Source organism: Pseudomonas sp. MPB26, from assembly GCF_046605355.1.
GTDB lineage: Bacteria > Pseudomonadota > Gammaproteobacteria > Pseudomonadales > Pseudomonadaceae > Aquipseudomonas > Aquipseudomonas cedrina.
Genome location: NZ_CP176793.1, coordinates 602,665 through 618,378, shown reverse-complemented (window position 1 = coordinate 618,378; position 15,714 = coordinate 602,665). Strand labels below are relative to the sequence as shown.

17 protein-coding genes are annotated in these 15,714 nt (G+C 61.2%); 12 read left to right on the top strand and 5 right to left on the bottom strand.

Features of this window, described 5'->3' with window-relative positions:
* The first annotated feature begins 39 nt into the window (after positions 1 to 39).
* From ACLH0H_RS02930 to ACLH0H_RS02920, 3 genes are all read left to right on the top strand, one after another.
* Positions 40 to 945, top strand: coding sequence for an alpha/beta hydrolase (locus tag ACLH0H_RS02930; protein ID WP_411380905.1), 906 nt, complete (start codon positions 40 to 42; stop codon positions 943 to 945).
* Positions 942 to 1,268, top strand: a complete 327-nt coding sequence (locus ACLH0H_RS02925; RefSeq protein WP_411380904.1) for a hypothetical protein — start codon at positions 942 to 944, stop codon at positions 1,266 to 1,268. The genes ACLH0H_RS02930 and ACLH0H_RS02925 overlap by 4 nt, the downstream gene beginning before the upstream one ends.
* Positions 1,269 to 1,378: 110 nt before the next feature.
* A complete protein-coding gene (locus tag ACLH0H_RS02920; protein WP_411380903.1) occupies positions 1,379 to 1,696 on the top strand; it encodes a hypothetical protein in 318 nt (105 codons plus the stop codon).
* Positions 1,697 to 2,006: 310 nt separating this feature from the next.
* On the opposite strand, the gene ACLH0H_RS02915 is transcribed toward ACLH0H_RS02920, so the two are convergent.
* The 3 genes from ACLH0H_RS02915 to ACLH0H_RS02905 all read right to left on the bottom strand — a co-directional run bounded on the left by ACLH0H_RS02915 (position 2,007) and on the right by ACLH0H_RS02905 (position 3,891).
* A complete protein-coding gene (locus ACLH0H_RS02915) occupies positions 2,007 to 2,792 on the bottom strand; it encodes an OmpA family protein (protein ID WP_411380902.1) in 786 nt (261 codons plus the stop codon).
* 55 nt (positions 2,793 to 2,847) lie between these two features.
* Positions 2,848 to 3,258 carry a DUF4398 domain-containing protein gene (locus ACLH0H_RS02910; protein WP_173390380.1) on the bottom strand — a complete coding sequence of 137 codons (411 nt, stop codon included), beginning with the start codon at positions 3,256 to 3,258 and terminating at the stop codon, positions 2,848 to 2,850.
* Positions 3,259 to 3,546: 288 nt separating this feature from the next.
* A complete protein-coding gene (locus ACLH0H_RS02905) occupies positions 3,547 to 3,891 on the bottom strand; it encodes a pilin assembly protein (RefSeq protein ID WP_076955094.1) in 345 nt (114 codons plus the stop codon).
* Positions 3,892 to 4,076: 185 nt separating this feature from the next.
* On the opposite strand from ACLH0H_RS02905, the gene ppc reads away from it, so the two are divergent.
* From ppc to ACLH0H_RS02870, 7 genes are all read left to right on the top strand, one after another.
* On the top strand, positions 4,077 to 6,722 hold the full coding sequence (gene ppc / locus ACLH0H_RS02900; RefSeq protein ID WP_411380901.1) for a phosphoenolpyruvate carboxylase: 2,646 nt from the start codon (positions 4,077 to 4,079) through the stop codon (positions 6,720 to 6,722).
* Positions 6,723 to 7,016: 294 nt separating this feature from the next.
* Positions 7,017 to 7,664, top strand: coding sequence for an adenylate kinase (gene adk / locus ACLH0H_RS02895; RefSeq protein ID WP_003172225.1), 648 nt, complete (start codon positions 7,017 to 7,019; stop codon positions 7,662 to 7,664).
* An 89-nt stretch (positions 7,665 to 7,753) separates the two neighbouring features.
* On the top strand, positions 7,754 to 8,437 hold the full coding sequence (gene tsaB / locus ACLH0H_RS02890) for a tRNA (adenosine(37)-N6)-threonylcarbamoyltransferase complex dimerization subunit type 1 TsaB (protein ID WP_411380900.1): 684 nt from the start codon (positions 7,754 to 7,756) through the stop codon (positions 8,435 to 8,437).
* A gap of 1,007 nt (positions 8,438 to 9,444) precedes the next feature.
* Positions 9,445 to 9,747, top strand: coding sequence for a hypothetical protein (locus ACLH0H_RS02885; protein ID WP_411380899.1), 303 nt, complete (start codon positions 9,445 to 9,447; stop codon positions 9,745 to 9,747).
* The gene (locus ACLH0H_RS02880; protein WP_411380898.1) at positions 9,747 to 10,607 is read left to right on the top strand and encodes a DUF72 domain-containing protein; all 861 of its coding nucleotides are present in this window, start codon (positions 9,747 to 9,749) and stop codon (positions 10,605 to 10,607) included. Before ACLH0H_RS02885 ends, ACLH0H_RS02880 begins: the two co-directional genes overlap by 1 nt.
* 27 nt (positions 10,608 to 10,634) lie before the next feature.
* Entirely contained in the window at positions 10,635 to 11,462 is an 828-nt protein-coding gene (locus ACLH0H_RS02875; RefSeq protein ID WP_411380897.1) for an isocitrate lyase/phosphoenolpyruvate mutase family protein, read from the top strand.
* An 18-nt stretch (positions 11,463 to 11,480) separates the two neighbouring features.
* Positions 11,481 to 12,164 carry an extensin family protein gene (locus tag ACLH0H_RS02870; protein ID WP_411382489.1) on the top strand — a complete coding sequence of 228 codons (684 nt, stop codon included), beginning with the start codon at positions 11,481 to 11,483 and terminating at the stop codon, positions 12,162 to 12,164.
* A 3-nt stretch (positions 12,165 to 12,167) separates the two neighbouring features.
* Here the strand turns inward: ACLH0H_RS02870 and ACLH0H_RS02865 are convergent, their stop codons facing one another.
* Positions 12,168 to 12,788, bottom strand: coding sequence for an energy transducer TonB (locus tag ACLH0H_RS02865; RefSeq protein ID WP_411380896.1), 621 nt, complete (start codon positions 12,786 to 12,788; stop codon positions 12,168 to 12,170).
* A 96-nt stretch (positions 12,789 to 12,884) separates the two neighbouring features.
* On the opposite strand from ACLH0H_RS02865, the gene ACLH0H_RS02860 reads away from it, so the two are divergent.
* Positions 12,885 to 13,667, top strand: coding sequence for a class I SAM-dependent methyltransferase (locus tag ACLH0H_RS02860; RefSeq protein WP_411380895.1), 783 nt, complete (start codon positions 12,885 to 12,887; stop codon positions 13,665 to 13,667).
* Between the two features lie 214 nt (positions 13,668 to 13,881).
* Here the strand turns inward: ACLH0H_RS02860 and ACLH0H_RS02855 are convergent, their stop codons facing one another.
* Positions 13,882 to 14,517: a TetR/AcrR family transcriptional regulator gene (locus ACLH0H_RS02855; protein WP_411380894.1), complete on the bottom strand. Its 636-nt coding sequence runs from the start codon at positions 14,515 to 14,517 to the stop codon at positions 13,882 to 13,884.
* Positions 14,518 to 14,610: 93 nt separating this feature from the next.
* Here ACLH0H_RS02855 and ACLH0H_RS02850 point away from each other — a divergent pair, with 93 nt between their 5' ends.
* Positions 14,611 to 15,711: an efflux RND transporter periplasmic adaptor subunit gene (locus ACLH0H_RS02850; protein ID WP_411380893.1), complete on the top strand. Its 1,101-nt coding sequence runs from the start codon at positions 14,611 to 14,613 to the stop codon at positions 15,709 to 15,711.
* Positions 15,712 to 15,714 lie beyond the last annotated feature (3 nt).

Genomic DNA, 15,714 nt, shown 5'->3' with positions numbered 1-15,714 from the left:
CGCTCCTACAGAGGCATTTTTAATATGAGGCTTCAACGGATGAGAATCCTCGGCATTCTATGCCTGCTACTCACCTTGAGCGGCTGCAGCTCGCTGCTGTTCTACCCTGAACCGGGCCTGCCGTTCACGCCGGAAAAGGCACACCTTGAGTACCGCGACGTCACCCTGACCACCGCCGACGGCGTCAAGCTCCACGCCTGGTGGCTGCCGGCCAAACCCGGCGTTGCGCTCAAGGGCACGGTGCTGCACCTGCACGGCAACGGCGGCAACCTGGCCTGGCACTTGGGCGGTAGCTGGTGGTTGCCCGAGCAGGGTTACCAAGTGTTGCTGCTCGACTATCGTGGTTATGGATTGTCCCAAGGCAAGCCCTCATTACCCGCGGTGTATCAGGACGTGGACGCCGCATTCAACTGGATCGACAAAGCCCCCGAAACCCAGGGCCAGCCGCTGATCGTGCTGGGCCAAAGCCTGGGCGGCGCACTGGCGGTGCACTACCTGGCAGCCCACCCGGAGCGTCAATCCCGGCTCAAGGCGCTGGTGCTGGACGGCGTGCCCGCCAGTTATCGTGACGTAGGACAATTCGCCCTGAGCACCTCATGGTTAACATGGCCCTTGCAGGTGCCCCTTTCCTGGCTGGTGCCGGACGGCGACAGCGCGATCGCTGCCATGCCACGGCTGACGGGCGTGCCGAAGCTGTTGTTTCACAGCCTGGATGACCCGATCGTGCCTGTGAACAACGGCATTCGCCTGTACCAGGCCGCACCGCCGCCACGGGTATTGCAACTGACCCGAGGTGGCCACGTGCAGACCTTTGCCGACAAGACCTGGCAAACCGTGATGCTGCGCTACCTGGATGACCCGCAGCACTTCAACGGCCTGCGCCGGCTGGGCGAAATTCCGAACTACCCCACTCCCAAACCTGATTCATCAGAGAGCCCGCAATGAGCGAAGAACGCAACATGATTCCGCTGATCCTCACCGGCATTGGCACCATCATCGGTACCGTCGGTTGCCTGTGGTTCTACGGTTACCTGCACTTTGCCAAACCGGAAGATGCGCTGCTGCTCAGCGATTTCACCATGCTCAAGACCGTGCCCGGCGAGGACTACAAGATCTCCGTGACGCCGGCCGCGCAAGTGGCGCAGTGCGTCGACGGTGTACTGGTGATGTTCGATACCGAGCAGAAAGGCCTCAGCGGCGTACTGGTGAACAATAAGAAGCAGGCGGTGCGTTGCATGGGGCAGGAGACACCGCAACTTCAACGATAGGACGCAGAGTGTCGGAAAGCTGGAACCATTTTGAGTGAGCTACCACAGATTTTGAACTGCACAGCAGCGCAGGTTAAGTCAACGCAGTCACTCAAACTGGAGTCATCTATATGCTTGATAAAATTGCTTCTTGCCAGGGTCATTGCAATACCCAGGGAGCTGGTCAGCAATCCGTTGAACCAGACGAAATCAACCAGCGCATCAAAGCGTTGATCAATCTGATTGCGCAGCAAAAAGCTCAAGGCGTGGGCGGCTCGCAGGCGGGTGGGGGGAGCCACGGTACGGGGAAAAGCCCCGAAGAAGTGGAATTGGAAGCGCTCCTGAGCCGGCAAGCCGCTCAGGTTAAGCAGAGCCCAGGCGCAGGCGGCGGGCAGCAGACTGGATCTGGCAGCGGTGGCGGACAGATTCAAATTCCTCCACCCCAATGACGTGTATAGCTGGAACCGTTTTGTGTCACTAGCCACAGATAGCGTTGTGATTTATACCGAGCGGGGCCGAGAAAGTGGCGATAGATAATGTTGCGATACGCAATATGTTGAACATGGTCAGGACGCATGAGGCGCTGGAGCGCAGCTACGTCAAGCAGAAAAAGGATCAGCAGCAGGCGCACACGCCGTCAGAGAATAGTTATAGTTCGAAGATAAATATGCCGGACTACCACACGGCGCGTACGATTGAGTTAGACAAGCCGTAAAAAAACCCACCGTAAGGTGGGTTTTTCATACCGCTTCAATCAAATCAGTTCGCCATCGACGAACGTGGCTTGACCGGCTGGTTGTCGTTGGAAATGGTCACTTCGACGCGACGGTTCATGGCACGGCCCGACACGCTGGTGTTGTCGGCAACCGGGTATTCCTTGCCATAACCCTGGGTCACGATACGCGAGATGTCCACGCCTTGTTGAGCCAGTGCACGTTGTACCGAAGCCGCACGACGCTCCGACAGGCTCTGGTTGTACGAGTCGGAACCTGTGCTGTCGGTGTAGCCTTCGACGATCACTTTGCGGTCCGGGTTGTCGCGCAGGAACTGGGCCAGCTTGGTGATGTTGACCAGGCCACTGGATTTCAGGTCGGACTTGTTGGTGGCGAACAGCACGTCACCGAAGGTCACCAGGGTGCCGCGATCGGTTTGCTTGGCGTTCAAGCTGTCTTGCAGTTGCTTGATTTGCGCATCGCGAGCGTCCAGCAATGCGCGGGCGCGTTCGTCGCCGGCGTTTTTGAGCTTGGCTTCGGATTCGCGCAGCACGATGGTGTCTTTGGCCACTTCAACGCGTTGGTTGGTCAGGTAGGCCAACTGGTCGACTTTCTTCTGGTCTTCTTTATCGCGGTAGGCCTTGTCAGCCTTGTCCAGCCATTCGCTGGCGTCTTTGGTTTCCAGCGCCGCCAGCTTGGTGGCCTGCGGGTTGGTCTGCAGGGCGGAGAAGTTGGTCCGTGCGTTTTCCAGGTTCGCGTTCGGCGGAGTGGAGCAAGCCGCCAGTGCAACGCTCATCGCCAGCAGGGCAGGGATCATCAATTGTTTACGCATAGTCGTGTCGTCCTTTCAATTCGATATCAGGTGCGGTTAGGTCACAGCAAGCGCCTTACTTCTGCTGGATAGCAGCCGGGCGCATGCCTTCCTTACGCAGCTCGTCAACAGCCTTCTGAGAATCCTTCACGGCCTGTTCAGCCTTGGCGGCCTGGGACTTGCGCTCTGCGACGCGAGCGTCCCACTCGGCTTGTTCAGCCAAGCGGCGGGCTTCGTCGTAGTTCTTGTCGTGCATGGCAATCTCGGCTTGCTTGAGCTTGTCCTGGGCCGACTTCATTTCTACAGCAGCGTACTCGGTGCCGCCGGCGCTGACGGCGCTGTTCACTGCAGACTGGGTGACCGCGTACTGCTCGGTCGGAGGGTTGCCGGCGCAGCCCGCCAGAACGAAGCTGGTGCCGATTGCCAGCGCGGCCAATTTAAGCCCGCGCAGGTGATTAAACGAGGATTTGGCAGTGCTGGTCTTCATCGTCTTCAACTCCATTGGATAACTCCTGAAAAACATTAAATCCATGTCACTGGGGGGGCGGCTGCGGCCCTGGCGGTAAAGCTACAAGTGCCTTTTAAAACGGCCGTTCCAAGTGATGGCTTACTGGCTGTGACCGGAGGCTTTTTTCAAAAGTTCAGCGGAGGTGGCGAATTGCCTGAAAAAATATTTTGACTGATTGGTCAGGGTAAAAAATTGGAACTTCTGCCTTGCGCAGGGGTATGCCGGGCCCATTTGAGGCCCGGAATACAGGGGTGTTGCGGGAGGGCGTCAGTGTTTCTGTTCGTCGGAACTGGCCGACAAGTCATTCAGATAGCGGCGCGACAAGCTCAGGAAGCGTGGCGTAGGGCCGACGTCTTCATACAGCGGATCGCCCTCTTCATCGGTGGCAATCACCTGTTGGCCCTTGATGTAGGGAAAGCTGGCTTCCAGCTCTTCAAGGGCGGCGCCGATCAGCTCGCCGAGCAGTTCTTCGGGGTGGCGCTTAGGGTACATCTCGGCAATGGCCGCCAGCCTCGCGGCGGACTCCACGTCCAAGTGGATCGCGTACTCGGTTTTGGTCAAGCGACCCTTGGCGTTCTCTTCCCAATGCTGGGCCAGTTCTCGGATTTTCATGGCAACCTCAATAAAGCCGGCGATAGCGGGCGGTGATGAGTGACCAGCCGCTCCCATGGATGAACACGAGCGACTCAGTCATGAGACTCACTGCAACCGACAAGGTTTAAAGTCTTGTCATAAAGGGGCGCTGGCGGCACTCTGGCAGACCTGCGCGTCCCGGATTTCTGGCTGGAGATTGGCTGATGAGTGATATCGATGCACGCTTGCGTGAGGACGTTCACCTGCTGGGTGAGCTGTTGGGCAACACCATTCGAGAGCAGTACGGCGATGATTTTCTCGACAAGATCGAGCAAATCCGTAAAGGCGCCAAGGCGGATCGCCGCGGCGCCATTTCCGAGAAAACAGCTGGCGATGAACTGAGTACTCGCCTCAACCAGTTGCAAGAACATGAACTGCTGCCGGTTGCCCGCGCATTCAACCAGTTCCTCAATCTGGCCAATATCGCTGAGCAGTACCAGCTGATCCACCGGCGCGATGAGTCGCAACCCGCGCCGTTCGAATCCCGCGTATTGCCGGAGTTGCTGGCCCGCCTGCAAAGCGAAGGCCACAGCAACGAATCCCTGGCCCGACAGTTGGGGCAACTGGAGATCGAGCTGGTCCTTACCGCCCACCCCACCGAAGTGGCGCGCCGCACCCTGATCCAGAAGTACGATGCCATTGCCGCGCAACTGGCGCTGCAGGATCACCGTGACCTCACGACCGCCGAGCGCGAGCAGATCCGCCAGCGCCTGCAACGCTTGATCGCCGAAGCCTGGCACACCGAAGAAATCCGCCGCACCCGGCCCACCCCGGTGGACGAGGCCAAGTGGGGTTTTGCGGTGATCGAGCATTCGCTGTGGCACGCCATCCCCAATTACCTGCGCAAGGCTGACCAGGCGTTGCACAGCGCTACCGGTCTGCGTTTGCCCTTGGAATCTGCACCGATTCGCTTTGCGTCATGGATGGGCGGCGACCGTGACGGCAACCCGAATGTCACCGCGCCGGTCACCCGCGAAGTATTGCTGCTGGCACGCTGGATGGCCGCCGACCTGTACCTGCGCGACGTCGATCAACTGGCGGCCGAACTGTCGATGCAGCAAGCCAGCCCGGCCCTGCAGGCCAAGGTCGGCAACAGCGTCGAGCCTTACCGCGCCGTGCTCAAGCAATTGCGCGAGCGCCTGCGCGCCACGCGCCAGTGGGCCCACAGCGCGTTGAGCAGCAGCACACCGGCGCCGGCCGAGGTGCTGCAGGACAACCGCGAACTGCTGGAGCCGCTGCAGTTGTGCTACCAGTCGCTGCATGAGTGCGGCATGGGCGTGATTGCCGATGGCCCGTTGCTCGACTGTCTGCGCCGAGCCGTGACCTTTGGGTTGTTCCTGGTGCGGCTGGATGTGCGCCAGGACTCAAGCCGCCATTCGGCGGCCATGACCGAGGTCACCGACTATCTCGGGCTGGGTCGCTATGAAGACTGGGACGAAGAGACGCGCATCAGCTTCCTGATGAAGGAGCTGGCCAATCGTCGCCCTCTGTTGCCGGGGTATTTCAAACCCTCTGCCGACACTGCCGAGGTGCTGAACACCTGTAAGGAAATTGCCGCCGCACCCGCCGCGTCCTTGGGCTCCTACGTCATCTCCATGGCCGGCGCTGCGTCGGACGTGCTGGCGGTGCAACTGCTGCTTAAAGAGTCGGGCGTGCAACGGCCGATGCGCGTGGTGCCACTGTTCGAAACCCTGGCCGACCTGGATAACGCCGGCCCGGTGATCGAGCAGTTGTTGCTGCTGCCGGGTTATCGCACGCGTTTGCAAGGCCCGCAGGAAGTGATGATCGGCTACTCGGACTCGGCCAAGGACGCCGGCACCACCGCTGCGGCCTGGGCGCAATACCGTGCGCAGGAGCGGTTGGTGGATATCTGCCGCGAACAACAAGTGGAACTGCTGTTGTTCCACGGCCGTGGCGGCACCGTCGGGCGTGGCGGCGGCCCGGCCCACGCGGCGATTCTGTCGCAGCCGCCGGGTTCGGTGGCGGGACGTTTCCGTACCACCGAGCAGGGTGAAATGATCCGCTTCAAGTTCGGCCTGCCGGATATTGCCGAGCAGAACCTCAACCTTTACCTCGCGGCGGTATTGGAAGCGACCCTGTTGCCACCTCCCCCTCCAGAGCCGGCCTGGCGTCATTTGATGGATGAATTGGCGGCAGACGGGGTCAGCGCGTACCGCGCGGTGGTGCGGGAAAATCCGCAATTCGTCGAGTATTTCCGCCAGTCCACCCCGGAACAGGAACTGGGCCGCTTGCCGTTGGGCAGCCGTCCGGCCAAGCGCCGTGCTGGCGGGATTGAAAGCCTGCGCGCAATTCCGTGGATCTTCGGCTGGACCCAGACCCGCCTGATGCTGCCGGCCTGGCTCGGTTGGGAAGCGGCGCTGAGCAAGGCCCTGGAGCGCGGCGAAGGCGAACTGCTGGGGCAGATGCGCGAGCAATGGCCATTCTTCCGTACCCGCATCGACATGCTGGAGATGGTGCTGGCCAAGGCCGATGCCGATATCGCCCGCCTGTATGACGAGCGCCTGGTGCAGCCGGACCTGCTGCCGTTGGGTGTGCATTTGCGCGACCTATTGTCGCAGGCATGCGGCGTGGTGCTTGGCCTGACGGGTCAGTCGCAACTGCTGGCGCACAGCCCGGACACCCTGGAGTTCATCCGCCTGCGCAACACCTACCTCGACCCCTTGCACTTACTGCAGGCCGAGTTGCTGGCGCGCTCGCGCCAGCAGGAAGCGGCGCAGGACAGCCCTCTGGAACAGGCGCTGCTGGTGTCGGTGGCCGGTATTGCCGCCGGTTTGCGTAACACCGGCTGAGGTTTTTGGCGTGTTCTCAATAGCTTGCGAATAAACCGCGACGGCCGCCCTGAAAAGGGCGGCCGTTGTTTAACGGGCCGGGTTGCACCCAGGTACACCCTACCTATGGCGCATGTGCGGCGCAGGTTCCTGCGACTTTTGGCGGCTTGTACGGATAGGGCCTGCTGTGTATCTTGATCAGCCTTTGGCCGTTTGGGCGGCCTGGACCCAAATTTCTACACGCCATATTTTACGAGATTGGCCCCATGCGGCGAATCCGAGCGTCATCTCTATAAAAAATTGAGGAGCACATCAATGCGCGTCATTCTGCTGGGAGCTCCCGGGGCCGGTAAAGGTACTCAGGCAAAGTTCATCACTGAAAAATTCGGCATTCCACAAATCTCCACCGGCGACATGCTGCGTGCGGCCGTCAAGGCCGGCACCGAGCTGGGCCTGATCGCCAAGAGCGTGATGGACAGCGGCGGCCTGGTTTCCGATGACTTGATCATCAATCTGGTCAAGGAACGCATCAGCCAGGAAGACTGCAAGAACGGGTTCCTGTTCGACGGCTTCCCACGCACCATTCCCCAGGCTGAAGCCTTGGTAAAGGCAGGCGTCGAGCTGGATGCCGTGGTTGAAATCGCGGTTGAAGATGAAGAGATCGTGCAGCGCATTGCCGGTCGTCGCGTTCACGAAGGCTCGGGCCGCGTGTACCACGTTGTCTACAACCCGCCGAAGGTTGAAGGCAAGGACGATGTCACCGGTGAAGACCTGGTGCAGCGTAAAGACGACACCGAAGAAACCGTGCGTCATCGCCTGTCGGTCTACCACTCCCAGACCAAGCCGCTGGTGGACTTCTACCAGAAGCTGTCCGCCGCCCAGGGCAAGCCGAAGTACAGCCATATTCCTGGCGTCGGCTCGGTTGAAGCGATCACTGCCAAAGTGCTGCAAGCGCTGAGCTGACCGCACGACCGGCTTCACGGATAACGGCCCGCTTGCGGGCCGTTGTTGTTTATACTGGCGCACTTTTTTTGACTTGGACACCGACACCGATGAGCACCCTGCTGGCCCTGGACACCGCGACTGAAGCTTGCTCCGTAGCCCTGCTGCACGATGGCAAGGTCACGAGCCACTACGAGGTGATCCCGCGCCTGCACGCGCAGAAGCTGTTGCCCATGATCAAGCAACTGCTTGAGGACGCAGGCATTACGCTGGCTGCGGTCGATGCCATCGCCTTCGGTCGTGGGCCGGGTGCGTTTACCGGCGTGCGCATCGCCATCGGCGTGGTGCAGGGCCTGGCGTTTGCGCTGGAGCGCCCGGTATTGCCGGTGTCCAACCTCGCCGTACTGGCCCAGCGTGCGTTGCGTGAACACGGAGCTTCCCAGGTGGCGGCGGCGATCGATGCGCGCATGGATGAGGTTTATTGGGGGTGCTACCGTGAAACGGCTGGGGAGATGCGTCTTGTCGGCGTAGAAGCGGTGCAGCCACCGGAATCGTCCGTGTTGCCGTTGGATGTCGGCGGCGAGTGGTTTGGTGCTGGTACTGGTTGGGGTTATGGCCAACGCATTGCTGTGCCTTTGGTTGGCCAGGACGCTGCAATGTTGCCTCATGCCGAGGATCTGCTGATGTTGGCGCGGTTTGCGTTTGAGCGGGGGGAGGCGATTCCAGCCGATGAGGCTGCGCCGGTTTACCTGCGGGATAAGGTGGCGCAGACCAAGGCTGAGCGTGGTCTTTAATTGATCGGGCTTATTTATGTGGCGGCCTTCGGGCCGAGCCTGTAGTTGGGTTTGACCGCGTACATATCCATTTCTGCGGTCACGGCGGCTTATGGTTCCGCTCTTACAGCGGGTCACTTTTGGAAAGACCCAAAAGTAACCAAAAGGTCTTCGCCCCAACACTCGGTGCCTCGCCTAGGCTCGGCATGCCCTCACTCCGGCTTTGGAGCGTGGGCCGCCGCAATGGGCCATCCATGGCCCAGTGCGGCTAACCCGGCGTCCTGCCGGGTTACCCACGCTCCAAAGCCTGCGTTCGGCCAGCGTGTTTTACGGGGCGATCCCCGATCAAAGCCAAAGCGCGGCGGCCTTAGAGCCGACCGGTTTGGTATGTCGATCTCGGTTCAAATGTGGGAGCGGGCTTGCTCGCGAAGGCGGTGGGTCAGTTACCAATGTAATTGCTGACACACCGCCTTCGCGAGCAAGCCCGCTCCCACATTTAGATCTTCATTCATTCAGATGCATTCGGTAGGTATCCACTGCTTTTGATCTGCTTTTGATTTTGGTCTTAGGCGCCCCGTCAACCACGCTGGCCGAGCGCAGGCTTGAATCCGGCGGCCCACGGATTCAAGCCTTCGTTCGGGCACACCGAGCCTAGGCGAGGTGCCGAGTGGTGGGGCGATGCGTTTTTGGTTACTTTTGGCGCTCTTCCAAAAGTGACCCGCCGTAAGGGCGGAACCAACAGTCGCCGTTACCGTAGAAATGGATATGTACTCGTTCCACCCCAGATACATAGTCGGCCCGAAGGCCGCCACGGAACAAATTCCCTGACCACAGGACACCAGAGCTATCCCGCATTGAGCCGCCAAACATCTCTAAAATCGTAAACGCGCCGCTAATCGGCACCAATCGTCAGAATCTGCCCCCGTTTTTAAACCTTTTTCAAATTATGTGTTCTAGTTATCACCAGAGCATTTGCGCGCAACGGAAGTCGCCACTAAAATGCCATCACTGATGCCGAGTTCGCATATATGCGTATAGATGGATTTTCCTCACCGTCCTACCCCGTCAAGCGTAAGCCGCGAAAGGCCAACGTCACGGTAGACGAGTCCGTCGAGGATTCGCCGGACTTCATCGAAGTCCAATCCGAGGCTCAAGCCAACGCTCAAGCCAACGCTCAAGCACGTATCAGCGGTCTTCCCGCCCGTCAGCAAGACATGGTCTTCCCGCGCTCAATGAGCAAAAGCGTCGCCACCGCCCTGGCCAGCTACCTGACCACCGCCGGTTTTGTCGAATGGGATATGGAAGTGCTGGGTCTCGACATCCACATCTGATGCGTCTGCCTTACTACCTCGGTTGCCCGTCCTGGAGCGAAAACGCCTGGCGCGACTACCTGTACCCGGCCGATGCGCGTTCCACCGATTACCTCGCGCTGTATTCCCAAGTCTTCAATGCCGTTGAAGGCAACACCACGTTTTATGCCAGACCCTCGGCCGCTACTGTGCAGCGCTGGGCCGAGATCATGCCTGCCGATTTTCGCTTCACCGCCAAGTTTCCCGGCGATATCAGCCACAGCGGCAACCTGATCGAGCAATTGCCGGCTGCCGAGAGCTTCGTCGGGTTGATGAGCCCTCTGGGTGAGCGGGTTTCGCCGCTCTGGCTGCAACTGCCCGCGACTTTCACGGCGCAGCGCCTGGGCGAGTTGGCAGGCTTCATCGATGGGGTCGAGCGTCCTATGGCCGTCGAAGTGCGGCACTCGGAATTCTTCGCCAAGGGCGATGCCGAACGCAGGCTCAACCGTTTGTTGCGTGACCGTGGCGTCGAACGGATTTGCCTGGATCCACGTGCGTTGTTCAGTTGCACTTCCACCTCGCCGGTGGTGCTGCATGCGCAGTCAAGAAAGCCCAAGGTGCCAACCCGTCCGGCCGCGCTGACGCAGTTTCCCCAAGTGCGTTTTATCGGCCATCCCGACCTGGAAGCCAACGACCCGTTCCTCAAGCCCTGGGTCGAAAAGGTCGCGGGCTGGATCGAAGAAGGCCGCACCCCTTACGTGTTCCTGCACACCTCGGACAACCGCCTCGCCGCGCAACTGGCCCTGCGTTTCCACGATCAATTGATGGCACGCCTGCCTGACCTGCCGCCACTGGCAACCCTGGATCGAGCTCCCGTAGCGGAGCAACTGGGGTTACTCTAGGGCTCCTTTTCCGCCCAGGAGCCCGACATGGATGCCCAAACCCTTCGCGCCGACACCTTCAAGGCCTTGCATGAGCGCGACCGTGCATTCGTAATGCCCAACCCGTGGGACGCAGGCTCCGCCGTGATGCTGGCCAGCCTGGGATTCGAAGCCTTGGCCACCACCAGTGCGGGCTACGCGTTCAGCTTGGCGCGGCCCGATGCGGAGGGGGCGTTGTCCTTGGAAGACACGTTGCTCAATGCCGGCATGATCGCCCAGGCCACTGCGTTGCCGGTGGCCGCCGACCTGGAAAACGGCTTCAGCGACGCACCCGAAGGCTGCGCCCGGACCATCCTGCGTGCCGCTGCCACCGGTATCGTCGGCGGCTCCATCGAAGATGCCACAGGCATTGCCGCCGGCCCGATCTATCCTTTCGACTTGTCCGTCGAGCGCGTGGAAGCCGCCGTTGCCGCCGCCCGCAGCCTGCCATTCGCCTTTACATTGACGGCCCGCGCGGAAAATCTCCTGCATGGGCGCCTGGATTTGCCGGACACCATCCGCCGGCTGCAAGCCTACGCCGAGGCCGGGGCCGACGTGTTGTATGCGCCGGGCCTGAGCACTGCCGAGGAGGTGCTCGCAGTGGTCAAGGCGGTGGCGCCCAAGCCGGTGAATGTGTTGATGTCCGGCGGCTTGAACCTCAGCGTCGCGCAGCTCAGCGCAATGGGCGTACGGCGGATCAGCGTCGGCTCGGCGCTGGCGTTGGCCGCCTATGGTGAGTTCTACCGCGCGGCCCGGGAAATGTATGAGCTGGGTACATTCACTTTTACCGAGCGCAAGATGCCGTTCAGTCAGGCCAACCAGTTCTTCAAGGGGTAGGCGGTGCGTTTCTTCAACATGGTTGGCGTGCTGCTGATCCTGGCGGGTGTTTTTGCCGTTGGCGTCTGGCGCGGCTGGGTGCCGCTGCCTGCACAGTGGAACCCGTGGGCGCCGCTTGATGTGCGCGCCAACCCGAACCTGCTGACGCGCTATAAGCTGGGGCGCCTGCAGGACGACCCGGCACTGTGCGACCAGGTGCTGAAAACATCGGGCCTGCGCGTCAGCCACCAGACCGATTCGCCTGCCGATGCCGCTTGCCCGTTGCGCAACACCTTGCGCGTACAGGGCGCGGCGGTTGGGCTAAGCAGCAGCTTTCTCGCCAGTTGCCCGCTGGCGGTGGCCTTTGCCCTGTTCGAGCGCCACAGCCTGCAGCCAGCTGCCCAGGCGATATTCGGCCAGGCGGTAACCCGGGTCGATCACCTCGGCAGCTTTGCCTGCCGAAATATGTATAACCGTGCCGACGGACGACTCAGCCAGCATGCCTCGGCGAATGCATTGGACATCGCCGGTTTCCGCCTGGCGGATGGGCGCAGCATCAGTGTGCTCAAGGATTGGCCGGGGGAGGGCGATAATGCACGGTTCCTGCGCCGGGTGCGCGAGGGAGCCTGCGACAATTTCAACGTGGTGCTGGGCCCCGACTACAACGCGGCGCACCGCAATCATTTTCATCTGGACATGGGGCGTTGGTGGGTGTGTCGCTGAGATTCAAGCGGCCAGGCGCAGGTTGTGGGCGACCAGCGGGCGTGCCCAGTAGCAATCGAAGTCCAGCGCTTTTTGTTGCGCGATCAGCTCTTCGGTCGGATACGGCGTGGCGGCGGGAGGCAGCAGGTCCAACTCGAATTCGGCGATGGGCAGGTGCAATGGGCGTGGCTGCGGCGCCGGACCCGGTTCCGGCAATGGAAGGCCGGCGGTCAGTACGATCGGCCGTACCCAGCCGCTTTCGAAGTCCTGCTGGTGTTGCTGGGCGACGCTTTCTTCTGCCGGGAACGGCGTGGCGGCCGGCGGCAGCAGTTCGGTCTCGAACTCGGCGATTGGCAGGAACAACGGCTCCGGCGGGGCGATCTCGGTGTCTTTTACGTCGCACTCACGCTGGGTGAGGATCTGCGACAGCAGGTCGGCGCCTTCGCTGGGTTCTACCGCCGGGTCCACTGCAGCCGGTGCTCGAACCGTGAGCGCGTCCGGCGTATCGCCGAGCTGCTCGGCCAATGCCCGGGCGAAGAAGTCCTGCCACACATGACTCACCCCGGCCAGCGCTTGAGTATTGCGCAGGCCGTAGTGGTTGTGGGTCGGCAGTACACCGATGGTTAGGGGGAGAATGTCTGACATTTTTCTCGGTCGACGCTCAGCTCTGGCAAAATACCTGACTGTTGTTTTTATCGGCCGGTATTGGCCGATCCTTAATATTTTTGAGCGTAGCGATTGATGAGCGAACAACCAGCGGCCAGCCGCATCCAGGTCGAGGCCTTGGGCGAAGGGTTCAAGCACCGTGCCGAGCAATGGGCGCAGCAGCTTGGCTTGCCGTTAGCGGTAGCGGATGCGGACTTTTCCTTGCAGGTTGGAGAGCATGGACTGCAATTGCAGCAGCTCGGGCCGGATGCGCCAGGGCCCGTGCGTGTGGACTTTGTCGAAGGCGGCGCGGCGCATCGACGCCTTTATGGCGGCGGCAGCGGGCAGATGATCGCCAAGGCCGTGGGCATCGCCCAAGGCGTGCGCCCATGGGTGCTTGATGCAACGGCCGGCCTGGGTAAGGACGCCTTTGTGCTGGCCAGCCTGGGCTGCGAGATGAGCCTGATCGAGCGCCAACCCCTGATCGGCGCCCTGCTCGAAGACGGCTTGGCGCGCGGTGCGCAGGATGGTGAGGTGGCGCCCATCGTCGCGCGCATGAAGTTGCTCAAGGGCAACTCCATCGACGTGATGCGCAGTTGGGAAGGCGAGCCGCCCCAGGTGATCTACCTCGACCCGATGTTCCCACACCGTGAGAAAACCGCCCTGGTGAAGAAGGAAATGCGTCTGTTCCGGCCGCTGGTCGGCGACGATCCGGATGCCCCCGCGCTGTTGGCCGCTGCCCTGGCCCTGGCCAGCCACCGCGTGGTGGTCAAGCGTCCACGCAAGGCGCCGTGCATTGAGGGGCCCAAGCCAAGCCATGCGCTGGATGGCAAGTCCAGCCGGTATGACATCTACCCAAAGAAGGCGCTCAAGCCTTGAGACTTCTCTGGTCTTGAGAAGGCCTGGATATCTGCACAACTTTCTGTAGTGAGCGGGCTCGCCCCGCGCTGGGTGGCGAAGCCGCCCCAAAACTAGGCGCCTGAGTTCTACCTGCAAGAATGCGCCGGCCGGTTTAGGGCGGCTTCGCCACCCAGCGCGGGGCGAGCCCGCTCACTACAAATAATGTATAGAGATCTATGCTTATCGCGGGGCTTCAAGGCCGATAAGCCCGCATAAACAACCCCACCACCTCCCGCACATGCTCCTCGGCAGCTTCTTCACTCAACTGCCCACCGCAGCCATATAACAAGCAGAAGTTCGCAGTGCCTTTGAGCAGGCAGAAGAAATGCTCGGCCGCCGTAAAGGGTTTGTCGATGCTCAGCGCGCCGCTCTGGTCGATCTTGCCGAGCAGGCGCTCCATGCCCTGCAGCATGCGCATGGGCCCTGCCTCGAAGAAGATCTGCGAGAGTTTCACGTCCTGGTTGCCGGTGGTCATCATCAGGCGATGCAGGTTGACCGACTCTTCGCTGTTGATCAGGCGATGGAACCCCCGCGCGATATTCAACAACACAGTCTCTACGGGCATGTCCGCGGGCAGCTCGAAGTACATCACCGGCAGTTGCTCCTCACACTTGGCCACCACCGCAGCGGTAAACAGCGTCTCCTTGTCGTTGAAGTGGCTGTAGACCGTCAGTTTCGACACGCCGGCCTCCAGTGCTACGGCATCCATGCTGGTACTGGCGTAGCCATTGCTCAAAAACAGATTTTTCGCGGCGTCGAGAATAGCCTGGCGTTTTGCCATGTCCTTGGGGCGCCCGGGGCTATTGGTGTTTACAGGATTGTCGGACATTTTCACCTTTAATACTGGACTGGTGAGTTTGGTATTAATAACATACCCGCCAGTATAATTATTCCTAGCTTCATTTGCGAAAGGTCCTACAGCATGCGCAGCACTTTCCTGCCCTTTGCGTTGCCTATCAGCCTGGTCTTCCTGCTGGCCGGTTGCGGCCATGAGGAAGCGGTCCAGACCGCCGTCCGCCCGGCAATGGTGGTGCAGCCACAGCTTTCTTCGCAGTCGATGGACAGCTACCCCGGCGAAGTGCGCGCCCGCTATGAGCCGGACCTGGCCTTTCGCATCGGCGGCAAAGTCAGCAAGCGCCTGGTGGAGGAGGGCGAGCGGGTCAAGGCCAACCAGGCACTGGCGGAACTCGACCCGCAGGATGTGCGCTTGCAACTGGAAGCAAGCCGCGCCCAAGTCGCCGCCGCCGAGGCCAACCTGAGCCTGGTGCGCGCCGAGCGCGACCGCTACAAGACCCTCATGGACCGTCAGATGGTCAGCCGTTCCCAGTACGACAACGCCGAAAACCTCTACCGGGCAGGTGTTGCACGCCTCAAGCAGATCAAGGCCGAGTTCGACGTGGCCGGCAACCAGGCGGGTTATTCCGTGCTGCGTGCGCCACAGGACGGGTTGGTGGCCAGGCGCGCGGTGGAGGTCGGCCAGGTGGTGTCCGCCGGCCAGACCGTATTCACCCTGGCCACCGATGGCGAACGCGAAGTGCTGATCAGTCTGCCGGAACAGGGTTTTGGTCGCTTCAAGATCGGTCAGCCGGTATCGGTTGAACTCTGGAGCCAGCCCGACCAGCGCTTTGCCGGACGTATCCGTGAGCTGTCGCCGGCGGCCGACCCGAAATCGCGTACGTTTGCTGCGCGGGTGGCGTTCACCGGCGGCAAGGTCCCGGCTGAGTTGGGCCAGAGCGCTCGCGTGTTCATACAGGCTGACGGTGTTATCCCGCTGTCAGTGCCGCTGTCCGCCGTCAGCGCCGAGAACGGTGCGTCCTATGTCTGGCGGGTGCAGCGAGGCAACACCCTCGAGCGCGTGCCGGTTCGCATCGGCGCCTTTGGGGAAAAAACTGTCCCGGTGCTCGAAGGCCTGACCCCGACCGATTGGGTCATCGCCGCCGGCGTGCATGTGCTCCACGAGGGGCAGCAAGTGCGCCCGGTGGATCGCTCCAACCGTGTGGTGAATCTGGCGGCCAAGGAGTAGTCC